Annotated in this window: 9 protein-coding genes; 4 read left to right on the top strand and 5 right to left on the bottom strand. The window is 66.3% G+C overall.

The window, feature by feature from the left end; translation table 11 throughout:
* The first annotated feature begins 252 nt into the window (after positions 1-252).
* The 3 genes from FG323_RS12525 (at position 253) to FG323_RS12535 (ending at position 4,884) form a co-directional block, all read left to right on the top strand.
* Positions 253-3,324, top strand: coding sequence for a PilC/PilY family type IV pilus protein (locus FG323_RS12525; RefSeq protein WP_141455017.1), 3,072 nt, complete (start codon positions 253-255; stop codon positions 3,322-3,324).
* A 105-nt stretch (positions 3,325-3,429) separates the two neighbouring features.
* Positions 3,430-4,230 carry a sel1 repeat family protein gene (locus FG323_RS12530; RefSeq protein WP_141455018.1) on the top strand — a complete coding sequence of 267 codons (801 nt, stop codon included), beginning with the start codon at positions 3,430-3,432 and terminating at the stop codon, positions 4,228-4,230.
* Positions 4,231-4,263: 33 nt separating this feature from the next.
* Positions 4,264-4,884, top strand: a complete 621-nt coding sequence (locus FG323_RS12535; RefSeq protein ID WP_141455019.1) for a thymidine kinase — start codon at positions 4,264-4,266, stop codon at positions 4,882-4,884.
* A 371-nt stretch (positions 4,885-5,255) separates the two neighbouring features.
* Here the strand turns inward: FG323_RS12535 and FG323_RS12540 are convergent, their stop codons facing one another.
* From FG323_RS12540 to FG323_RS19870, 4 genes are all read right to left on the bottom strand, one after another.
* A complete protein-coding gene (locus FG323_RS12540; RefSeq protein ID WP_141455020.1) occupies positions 5,256-8,057 on the bottom strand; it encodes a serine/threonine-protein kinase in 2,802 nt (933 codons plus the stop codon).
* Between the two features lie 15 nt (positions 8,058-8,072).
* Positions 8,073-8,639 carry an ECF-type sigma factor gene (locus tag FG323_RS12545; RefSeq protein WP_141455021.1) on the bottom strand — a complete coding sequence of 189 codons (567 nt, stop codon included), beginning with the start codon at positions 8,637-8,639 and terminating at the stop codon, positions 8,073-8,075.
* A 72-nt stretch (positions 8,640-8,711) separates the two neighbouring features.
* Positions 8,712-9,536 (bottom strand): bifunctional DNA-formamidopyrimidine glycosylase/DNA-(apurinic or apyrimidinic site) lyase, encoded by an 825-nt coding sequence (mutM, locus tag FG323_RS12550; protein WP_141455022.1) that lies wholly within the window; start codon positions 9,534-9,536, stop codon positions 8,712-8,714.
* A gap of 171 nt (positions 9,537-9,707) precedes the next feature.
* On the bottom strand, positions 9,708-9,830 hold the full coding sequence (locus tag FG323_RS19870; protein ID WP_255470168.1) for a hypothetical protein: 123 nt from the start codon (positions 9,828-9,830) through the stop codon (positions 9,708-9,710).
* A 129-nt stretch (positions 9,831-9,959) separates the two neighbouring features.
* Between FG323_RS19870 and FG323_RS12555 the strand changes: the two genes are divergently transcribed.
* Positions 9,960-10,421, top strand: a complete 462-nt coding sequence (locus tag FG323_RS12555) for a hypothetical protein (protein ID WP_141455023.1) — start codon at positions 9,960-9,962, stop codon at positions 10,419-10,421.
* Here the strand turns inward: FG323_RS12555 and FG323_RS12560 are convergent.
* Positions 10,418-11,452, bottom strand: a complete 1,035-nt coding sequence (locus FG323_RS12560; protein WP_141455024.1) for a cytochrome c peroxidase — start codon at positions 11,450-11,452, stop codon at positions 10,418-10,420. The genes FG323_RS12555 and FG323_RS12560 overlap by 4 nt on opposite strands.
* Positions 11,453-11,607 lie beyond the last annotated feature (155 nt).

Below are 11,607 nucleotides of genomic sequence, written 5' to 3' on the forward strand. Positions count from 1 at the left end.
CCGGTACGGGCCGCGATCGACGATGTCCCGATTCCGGCCAACCCGCTGGTGTCCGGTTCGGCCGTGGCGCCGAACATCATGTTGCTGCTGAACAACTCGCTGCCCACGACACGGCTTGTGGATTACAAGCACACATGGTGGGGCCGGAGCCAGATCATGACGTACAAGGACAGGAAAGGCAGATTCCATGTCATGAGGGGTGAGAGCCTGGATGCTTCCTATAAATACAATCTGCTCCACTATGATCCACGGGTGACCTACCGGCCCTGGGTGCGTCCGGATGGCAGCCGCTACCCGGACATGGATCCGGCGAACACCTACACGGATCTGGATCTGGCGGTGCCCGCGTACGACCGGACCCTCGGCAGGATCGCCGAAAGCCCGCGCGGTTCGCTGTATGACTGGGACCCGCATGATCCGAACCAGTTGACGCCGAAGGAATACGGACTGCTCGGGCGGCCGTTCTACGTGTTCAAGCACGATGGCGACAACATCAGCGACCTGCTCCAGTACACGCTCTACCGGCTGGTCAACGCGGACAAGGCGTACCGCTGCACGACGGCGGAAATGGGCCATGACGGCGTCTGGAAGCAAACGACCTATTCCTGGATGGAACAGGGCAAGTGCGAGTTGGTATCGGACTTCTCCTGGACAACCGAGGACGGACGCACGATCCGGCGCTCCCTGGCCGAGGAATGGAGGAACTACGCCAACTGGTACGGCTATCACCGCAGCCGGATGAAGGTCGGCAAGGCCGCGGCGGGCGAGGCGTTCAGCCAACTGCCGGGGGATTACCGCGTCGGCTACATGAACCTCGCCACCGGCATCAAGGGGATCGAACTGCCGATCCCGGTGAGTTCGGATGGCGGACGCTTCCGCGACAAGCCCGGCGTGTCGTCCAACCGCAGCGCCTGGTTTGACCGGATGTATGGCGAGCGGGCCACGCAGACGATGACGGTGTTGCATACCGCGCTGCAGAATGTCGGCGACTATTTCTCCCGCAGCGATGCCGACGGGCCGTGGGGACCGGGCAACCTGTCGCAGCAGGCCGCCTGCCGGCAGAGCCACGTGATCGTGGCGAGCAACGGCTTCTGGGAAAAGCCTCCGCTGCACTACCGGCCGGTCGGCAACATCGACGGCACACCCGGCGAGGATATCCACGGGCCCGACGACCGGCGTTACCGGTACCAGCCCGGTCCGCCCTATTCCGACGGGCATGCCAATACCCTGGCCGATCTGGTCATGCACTACTGGAAAAACGACCTGCGCCCGGATCTGCCCAATACCGTCCCCACGTCCGACGCCGATCCGGCGTTCTGGCAGCACATGGTGGTGTCGGCCATTTCCGTCGCCAATCGCGGCTACCTCAGCGCCGATGATCTGGACCTGCTCAAGTCCGGACAGAAGTCCTGGATCGATCCGCACGGAGCCGACTTGACGCATCGGGTGGATGACCTGTTCCATGCGACCGTCAACAGTCGCGGCCTGTTCGTCAGCGCCGAACGCCCGCAGGATCTGGTGAAAGGATTCACCGAGATCCTGGACGAGGTGGAGGAACGCAACAGCTCGGCCAGCAGCATCAGTTTCAATGGCGCCGAGTTGACGGCGGGAAGCCGCACTTATGTGGCCAGCTTCACCTCGAAGCTCTGGACTGGTGATCTCAAGGCCTATCCGGTGACCGCCGGCGGCATCTCGGGAACACCGATCTGGAGCGCGTCCGCGCAAGCGCTTCCGATTTGGTATGAGCGCAAGGTATTCACGACCGGGGACCCCGGGCAAGGTGGCCGTCATGCGTTGAGGCATTTTCCAACCCTCGCACAGGGCAATGCGCTCAGCGCGCGGGTTGCGACCTGGATCCGGGGCGACCGCAGTCGCGAAGGCAAGGGCCTGCGCGTACGGACCGGGTTGCTGGGCGACATCGTGCACAGCTCGCCCCTGCACGTGAAGACCGCCAATGCCGAAGCGGTCTTCGTCGGCGCCAACGACGGCATGCTGCATGCGTTCGATGCCGCCACCGGCAAGGAGATATTCGCCTACGTGCCCGGCCTGCTGGACATGGCATCGTTGAGATATCTCGCCGAAGCCGACAAGTACCGGCATCGCTACTACGTCGACGGTCCGTTGGTGGCCGGACGCATCCACGGCGACGAGGTCACCGTGATCGGCACGCTGGGACGTGGCGGGCGCGGCGTGTACGCGGTTTCGCTGAATCTGGCCAATCCGTCCAGCGCGCCGGCCGGATGGGAGTATGCGGGCGACCAGGACATGGGCATGGTACTGGGGCGTCCGCAGATCCACCGCATCGCCGGGCAAGGAGGGACGTCCCGGACCGTGGCGCTGGTACCCAATGGCATCAACAGCCCCAGTGGCCGGGCGGCCCTGTACGTGCTCGATGCGGAGACCGGTGAGCGGATCGGCAAGATCGTGGCGGGCAATGAAACCCGCAATGGGCTTTCCGCCTTGACGGTACTGGATCGCGATGGCGATGGCCGGGCCGACACCGCGTATGCCGGCGACCTGCGCGGCAACGTGTGGCGATTCGATCTGGCGGGCAGCGCGGGCGACTGGCGGGCCAGCCGGATCTTCATCGCCACGGGCGCGAGCGGGCGGCGGCAGCCGGTCACCGGCGGGGTCGGGGTCGCGCTGCATCCCGCGACCCACCGGCCCTGGGTGTTCTTCGGCACCGGGAGTTACCTCAGCGCGGAGGATGCCGCCGACGTGTCGACGCAAAGCTGGTATGGCGTGGAGGACCGGGGTGGCCTGGTGGGTCGGTCGCAACTGCGCGCCAGGCAAATCAATGCCAACGGCATCGTCGGGGGCAAGCCCGTGCGCGCCTTCGGCAAGGCGTCGGCGAACGACATGGTCGGCAAGCGCGGCTGGGTGGTCGACCTGCAGACGCCGGGCACGCATGCCGAGGGCGAACGCATGGTCGGTGAAACGCAGCAGGTAGTCGGTGGCCGGACCTTGTTGGCGTCCAGCATGATCCCGGAAGGCGGCGGTTGCGGCGGGACGGGACGCGGATACCTCAACGCGATCGATGTCTTCACCGGCGGCGCCACCTCCCATCCGTTCTTCGATGTCGACGGCGACGGCCGCTTCGACGAAAGGGACAATGTCGGGGACACACCGGCGGGATCGATCGATCTGGGCCTGGGCATGGTGTCCGACCCGGGCATCCTGGTGGGCGACCTGGTGCAGGGGAGCAACCCGTCGCTGGCCTGCGTCGGCGGCGCGTCCGGCGCGACCGGTTGCGTGTCCCTGAACCTGCAGGGCATGGCGCCGCACTACGGGCGGGTGTCCTGGCTGGAGTTGATCCGGGAATAGCGCCGGAAGGCGCCATCCGCCCGCGCGACCGTGCCATCAGTAGGAGAGACAGTGGCGGGCATTCCTTCTAGGATTCGGACACCGGATTCAAGGGAAATTATCAGGATGATTCACAAACGACTCTGGCTGCTGGCCATGCTGCTGCCGATATCCACCGTCATGGCGGCGGACAAGAAGCCGGCTGCGCCACCGGATCCGACGGCCGATCCCTTGATGATCACCGCCGGCTTCCTGACCCACCATCCGGACATGAAGTACCGGTTGCTGGGCATGGAGGCGTTCAAGGCCAACAAGTACGAGGACGCGATGCGGTTCTTCCGCCGCGCCAGCTTCTACGCCGACAAGCCATCGCAGGGCATGGTCGCGGAGATGCTGTGGAACGGCCAGGGCGCGCCGCAGGACAAGGCGCTGGCCTACGCCTGGATGGATCTGGCCGCCGAACGCGGCTATGCCGGCTTCCTTGGCCTGCGCGAACGTTACTGGAGCGCCCTGACCGAGGCCGAGCGTGCACGCGCCGTCAGCGAAGGCCAGGAAATCTACGCCCGCTTCGGCGACGCGGCCGCCAAGCCGCGCTATGAAACCCAGCTGCGCCGTGGTCGCACGCAGCTCACCGGCAGCCGCACCGGCTTCGCCGGCAACGTGCAGATCATCGTGCCCGGTCCCGGCGGCGAGCAGACCATCGACGGCAGCAAGTTCTACGACCCACGCTACTGGGACGCCAAGAAGTACTGGGCCTATACCGACCAGGTCTGGGCGAAACCGCGCATCGGCCGGGTTTCGGTGGGCGAGGTGGAACAGGTCGAGGAACTGCCGCCGGCCCCCAGCTCGCGCGTGCCGGAAACCACCCCGCAGATCGACGCCCCGGAACCGGACGTGCCCGACGAGCCCGCGCCCGTCAATCCCTGACGGGCCGGCCATGCGCGGCAGTAGAATCCGCGCATGGCCAAGCTCTACTTCTACTACTCGGCGATGAACGCCGGGAAGACCACCACGTTGCTGCAATCCGCCCACAACTACCGGGAGCGGGGCATGCGCGTGCTGATCCTGACCCCGCGCCTGGACGACCGCGCCGGCACCGGCGTGGTCGCCTCGCGCATCGGCCTGAAGGCCAGCGGCACCGCCTTCGTCCACGACACCGATCTGGAAAAGCTGATCCGCGCGGACCTCGCCGAGCACGGCAAGCTCGACTGCGTGCTGGTCGACGAGGCGCAGTTCCTGACCAAGCCGCAGGTATGGCAGCTCAGCGAAGTGGTGGATGCGCTGCGCATCCCGGTACTGTGCTATGGCCTGCGCACCGACTTCCGCGGCGAACTGTTCGAAGGCAGCCAGTACCTGCTTGCCTGGGCCGACGAGATCGCCGAGATCAAGACCATCTGCCACACCGGCAAGAAGGCGATCATGACCGTGCGCGTGGACGAGGAAGGCCGCGCGGTGCAGGACGGCCCGCAGGTGGAAATCGGCGGCAACGACCGCTACGTCTCGGTCAGCCGCGCCGAGTTCAAGCGCATCGCGCGCGGTGAAAGCCGGATTGAGCCGATGCAGGCGCCGTTGCCCTTGTAGGGGGCTTTGGCCTGGAAAAGCCAAAAAGCAAATCCCCCTCAACCCCCCTTTTTCAAAGGGGGAGGAACAGCGGGTTTCCGAGCGTCGGAGTCTCCTGGTAGCCCCCTTGACCAGCCATGCGGCTGTTGAAAGCGAAAAGGGGGCGGGCGCCGAAGGCGACGGGGGATTTGCTCTTGGCGCGGAAAAGCAAATCCCCCTCAATCCCCCTTTTTCAAAGGGGGAGGAAGAGCCGGTTTCCGGGCGCTGAAGCTTCCTGATAGCCCCCTTTGCAAAAGGGGGCGGGCGCCGAAGGCGACGGGGGATTTGCTCTTGGTGCCAAAACGAAGCACCCCTCTGCCCCCTTCAACAGGAGCGAAGCGCCATCCCAAGCATCAAATGCACCGCGCCCGAATCCGCGCAATCTCCCGCGGAATGACACCACCATCCGGCTGCGCGGTGCGCAGCTCGGCCAGCAGCGCGTCCAGATCCCGGCGGCCGCGCTCGCGTTGATCCTGTTCGCAGCGCAGTTCGGCGGCGTAGCCGCGCGCGCTCCAGCGCAGTTTCGGGATTTCGCTGCCTTCGCCTTTGCGCACCGCCAATGCGTCCATCCGGCGCAGCGCTTCGCCGACCTGGCCGGTGCGGCCCAGCTGGCGGGCCAGCGACAGTTCGGCGAACAGCGTGCGCGGATGTTCGGTGCCGTAACCGATGCGGGTCAGTTTCTCGGCGCGATCGAAATACTCGCTGGCCGCGGCCAGATCCCCGCGCGAGGCCAGCACCTCGCCGATCAGGCGATCGGTTTCGCCGACCAGCGCATGGCTGGCGCCGAACAGTTCGGCGCGCAGTCCACGCGCTTCCTGCAACGCGGCCAGGGCCTCGTCCTCGCGGCCGGCGCTGTGCAGCACCATGCCGTAGTTGTAGAGCCCGCCGGGCAGTTGCTGGCGGCTGTCCGGGCTGCGCCAGACCCGCACCGCGCGTTCGATGTCGGCGATGGCGGCATCGGTGTCGCCCAGCTCCCAGGCGATGATGCCCAATGAGTTCCAGCTGGATCCGGTTTCGCGATGGGCCGGTCCCAGCGCGCTGATCGTCTGCTCGTGCAGCTGGCGCATCTGCGCGTTGGCTTCGGTGAAATGCCCCAGATCCACCTGCACCGCGCCCATCTGCCGGCGCACCGCCAGGGTCGCCGGATGGCGATCGCCGTGGATGTTGCGGGCCAGCGCGAGCGCGCGCCGGTAGTGCATCAGCGCGGTCTGCGAATCGCCGCGGATCCGGTAGAGGCTGGCGAGACTGCGCTCGATGTCGACCGCCAGCGGATGGCGCTGGCCATCGTACTGGCGCAGGTGCACGAGCGCGGCGTTGAAGCCGCGGATCGCGCCATCGGCGTTGCCCATGTCGCTTTCCAGTCCGGCCAGGTCGTACAGGCTTTCGGCGACCCCGGTCTGATCGCGCAGGCCGCGTCGGATCAGCTGCGAGCGCAGGAACAACTGGCGCGCGGTCTGGCGATCGGCGACCGCGCGCCGGCAACGCCCGTCCTGCGACAGGAAATCGGCGGCCTGCTGTGGCAACTGGATCTGCAGGCGACCGATGTCCGGTTCCAGCCGGATCATCGCGTCGATGCAGTCGCGCGGCCGTCCCAGCAGCGCCAGCACGCGGCCTCGCTGGGTGGTGCTTTCCAGGGTCAGCGCGGGCGCGTCGCTGCCGTGCAGCAGGCGTTGCTGCCGATCCAGCAGGGTCAGTGCCTCGCGGTAGTCGCCCAGGCCGATGCGCAGGCGCGCGATCACGCCCAGCAGTTCGGCATGCGCCAGCGGTTGCCGCGCCAGTTCGCGCTCGCCCCGTCGTTCGCCGGCCACCAGCAGTTCGCGCGCGTCGAAGGTGTTGCCGCGCTGCGCGCTGCCGGCGTTGTCGAACAGGCCGATCACGAAGTTCTGCATCGCCTGCGCGCGCGCCGCTTCGCGCACCGCCTGCTGGCTCTGCCACAGGCTGGCGCCGAGCGCGGCGATCAGGATCAACGCGGTCACGCTGCCGGCGGCCAGCGCCCAGCGGTGGCGGGAAATGTATTTGCGCGCGCGATAGCCCAGGCTCTGCGGCCGTGCGTGCACTGGCCGTCCGTCCATGTGTCGGCGCAAGTCCAGCGCCAGCGCTTCCACCGACGGATAGCGTTGTTCCGGCGACTTGGCCAACGCCTTCAGCGCGATGTTGTCCAGATCGCCGGACAGCTGGCGGCCGTGGCGGCGCGCGTTCGGGCATTCGGTGCGCCCGCCGCCGGTGGTGCGCTGCGCGGCCACCGAAGGCTTGAGCGGTTCCACCGCCAGGATCGCCTCTTCCCATTCGGCGTCGCTCTGCCGGCGCAACCGGTAGGGCTTGGTGCCGGCCAGCAGTTCGTACAGCACCACGCCCAGCGAATACACGTCGGTCATGGTGGTGACCGGTTCGCCGCGGATCTGTTCGGGCGCGGCGTAGTGCAGGGTGAAGGCGCGGACCTCGGTGCGCGCGTTCACCGGCGCGGGCTCGCTTTCGTCCAGCAGCTTGGCGATGCCGAAGTCGAGCAGGCGCACGTTGCGGTCCGGCGAGACCAGGATGTTGGAAGGCTTGAGATCGCGATGGACGATCAGGTTGGCGTGGGCGTGGCTGACCGCCTCGCAGACCTGCAGGAACAGGCGCAGGCGATCGTCGATGGACAGCGCGTTGACCTGGCAGTACTCGGTCAGCGGAATGCCTTCGACGTACTCCAGCGCCAGATAGGGCTGGCTGCCCTGGCTCACCCCGGCGTCGAGCAGGCGGGCGATGTTGGGATGCTCCAGCCGCGCCAGGATTTCGCGTTCGCGGGTGAAGCGCAGGCGCAGGTTGGGATCGGCCAGGCCCGGACGCAGCAGTTTCAGCGCGACCCGGCGCTGATACAGGCCATCGGCGCGCGAGGCCAGCCAGACCATGCCCATGCCGCCTTCGCCGAGCACGTCTTCCAGCCGGTAGGGGCCGATGAGCATGCCGGGCTGGAGTCCGCTCTGGGGTTTTTCCAGCAACGGGGCTTCCATGAAGCCCTCGCTCTCATCCTCCAGCGCGAGCAGTTTCTCCAGCTCGATCGCCAGCTCCGGATCCTCGGCGCGAATCGCGTCCATCCGGTGCGCGCGCGCGTCCGGCGCCAGTTCCAGCAGGACATCCAGCAGGGGGGAAAGCTGTTTCCAGCGTTCGACGTCCACGATGGACCGCCGCGATCAGGGTTCCTGCATCGACGACAGCAGGAACATCCGCGCCTTCTGCCAGTCGCGACGGATGCTGCGTTCGGAGCGCTGCAGGAGCTCGGCGATTTCCAGTTCCGACAGGCCGGCGAAGTAGCGCAGTTCCACCACCTTGGCCAGGCGTTCGTCCGCCTGTGCCAGCTGGTCCAGAGCGGCGTTCAGCGCCAGCAGGTCCTCGTCGAGTTTCAGGTTGCCTTCGACTTCCTCGGGAATGTCCGCGACCCGCTTGAGGTCGCCGCCGCGCTTGCGCGCCAGTCGGCTGCGCGCGTAGTCCACCACCACGCTGCGCATGGAGGAGGCGGCATAGGCGAAGAAATGCGCGCGGTCCTCGAACTTGGCCGTGCCGGTGGAACCGATCAGCTTGAGGTAGGACTCATGGACCAGCGCGGTCGCGTCCAGGGTATAGCCGTGCTGGCCCGACAGCTGGCGGCGGGCCATGGTGTGCAGTTCCTGGTAGAGCGTGGCCAGCACCCGATCCAGCGCGGCGCGATCGCCGTTGCGGGCCGAATCCAGCCAGAGGGTGATGTCTGAAGCGTCCGCCATGTGCTTTCCCCACAAGTCAGGCGGCGAATATAGCCCCAAATGTGAATAAAGGCATTCGGGAGAAGGTCCCTGTCACTTCTGGCAGTGGCCGCACCACACGGTCGTGCGCTGGCCGATGCTGGCTTCCTTCATCGGCCGCCGGCAGCGCGGGCACGGCTCGCCCCCGCGCCCGTAGGCCGACAGTTCCTGCTCGAAGTAGCCGGGCGCCCCGTCCGGGCTGATGAAGTCGCGCAGGGTGGTCCCCCCACGGGTGATGGCGTAACCGAGGATCCGCTTGACCGCGTCGGCCAGGGCCACGTAGCGCTCGCGCGAGACCTTGCCGGCGGCGCGCAGCGGCGAGATGCCGGCCAGGAACAGGCTCTCGGCCGCGTAGATGTTGCCCACCCCGACCACCACGCCCTGGTCCATCAGGAAGGTCTTCACCGGCGCCTTGCGCCCGCGGCTGAGTTCGAACAGGTAGTCGCCGTCGAACGCGTCCGACAGCGGTTCCGGTCCCAGCCCCTGCAGGAGGGGATGGACTTCCCCGGCCGGCTGCCACAGCAGGCAACCGAAGCGTCGCGGGTCATTGAAGCGCAGCACCCGCGCCTGTCCGCGCGGCCCCTCCACCGCGATGTCGACATGATCATGCGCGCGCACCGGCGTATCCACCGGCAGCACCCGCAGGCTGCCGGACATGCCCAGATGCAGCAGCGCGCTGCCGCCGTCCACGTCCATCAGCAGGTACTTGGCCCGTCGGCGTACCTCGGCGATGCGCTGGCCGGGCAGGTCGCGCGCGATCTCCGGCGGAATCGGCCAGCGCAGATCCGGCCGGCGCAGCGTCACCTCGCGAATGCGCCGTCCTTCCAGATGCGGGGCCAGGCCCCGGCGGGTGGTTTCGACTTCGGGCAGTTCGGGCATGGGGCGGCCGGAAAAGGTGACTGGGGAGGGAATGGGGGTCCCGGGCACGGCAGACAAGTCCGCCACGGGACAAGGCGGCCAGGACGGGGCGGGCTGCTGGCCGAACCAAAGCCGGTGACGTATCGGCGGGCGCCCCAGGCGCCCTATGCACAGACCGTGGTTCCAATCATCTTATCCGCTGCCCGCGAAGTCGGCGGCGCGCATCACGATGCGTCGCTGGCCATCCTGGATCGCGCCTCGCGCGGCGACCTGCCAGGAATGGTCGGATCGTCCCTTCCAAGCAGCCTCGGACATGATGGGCCGCATCGGCCGCTTTGCATTCCACATCTAACTTTGAATGCGATCCGTGCCTTGAAGGATGGGATGAGCGGGACAGTGCAAATACCATGCGGGGTTCCTTCATCCACTTGGAATGCATTTCGTATGGAAGCACGCACGCGCCTGAAACTGTCCTGCGGTGTCCTGATGGCCGCGCTGACCATGACGGCCTGTTCGCCGGGAGCTTCTCCGCAAGGCGAAGCCAGGTCCGATGACGGAACGCCGCTCGTCATCGAGGAAGTCATCATCGCCGCCAAGGGGAAAGAGCCGGATGCTTCCCGCGCCGCACTGCGACCCGGGCAGCCACTCGTACTGGGCATCCGGACTTCACGGAGCGCGAAGAACAGCACCGTGGAAGCAAAGGTCTTCGCCCTGGCGACCGGGCAGGTCATGGAAAAGAGGACCGAACGCTCCGACAAGGACGCCGAGACCATGAAGCTGGATCTGGACGACGCGAAAAGCTGGTCGGCAGGACGCTACTTGGTCGAGATTCGTCTGGATGGAAAACTGGCGGCCCAGCAGGAGTTCGATCTGACCGAGATGCCCCAAGAAGCATCGCGCCCCTAGGGCGTGTTCGTGTCACTGAGCGAATGCAGGAAGGCCAGAAGCGCGCGCTTCTCTTCCACGGTCAGCTGGATCGGCGTGCCGCGGGACAGGTTCCGGTAGTAGATCTCGCGTTCCAGCGCTTCCTCCAGCGTTGGAACGCTCCCGTCATGCATATAGGGCGCGGTCCTGGCGACATTCCGGAGGGATGGCGTCCTGAAAGCGCCCAGATCTTCCACCCTGCGGCTGGACGTGAACTTCCCGAGTTCGGAAACGTGCCAGTCCGAAAGGATGGCGTGTCCCAGTGTGCGGGTGGCAAGCGCTTCATCCAGACGGGCGATGGCGGGTGCGATCCGTCCCGCCACCCGCTCGAAACCGATGCCCGTGTGATGTGATTGGTTGTCCGTCAGCGTGTTGTTTCCGCGCGTGAAAACGTGGCAGGTCCCGCATTCGGCCTTGCCGTTGAACAGCGCCAGTCCAGCAAGCGCGTCATCGTCGAGAACGGCTTGTCCACTCAGGTGTCGAAAGCCCGGACCATCGGCTGCCGGCAGCGATCCGAGGTAGGCCGAGATGACGGCGGCGAGGCGGACCTTGTCCACCCGCAGCGAGCTGCCCTGGCGGAGCAGGAGTTCCGAATACTCCGGCCGCGAGGCCAGGCGATCGGCCAACTGGTCCATGTCGGCCAATCCCATCTCGACCGGATTGGTGAAGGGCTGAAGCACGACATGTTCGAGAGACGTCTCCCGCCCGTCCCAGAAAAACGCGAGCGCACGGCTCGAATCCAGCAGGCTGGGTGAATTGCGTGTTCCGGATTTCCCCTTGCTGCCTATGGAGACGGTACGGCCATCTGAAAAATGCAAATCGGCGCGATGGCAGCTCGCACAACTGACGTCGTGCGCCGCGCTCAGGCGGCGATCGTTGAATAGTTTCTTGCCCAGATCGGCGTCGTGAGAATTGGCGCTGGACCCGGTTTCGAAATCGCATGAAACAAGCGAGAGGACTGACGCTGCAACCACTACCAATGTGATGCTTATCCTTATCAAGTACTTGTCCATTTTCAAAGTTAATTGACAGCGTACTTCCAGCCGCTAAAAAAGAAAGGGAAACGGGGCGGCATTCGATCGAATGTCGAAAAAAGCACAAGTGTCGAGGCGTACAGCCCGGCGATCATGGAGTGGCGGCTTGGGCATGTGGCGGAAGGATTCCATAC

This window comes from Pseudoxanthomonas sp. z9 (assembly GCF_006542425.1).
Taxonomy (GTDB): Bacteria; Pseudomonadota; Gammaproteobacteria; order Xanthomonadales; family Xanthomonadaceae; genus Pseudoxanthomonas_A.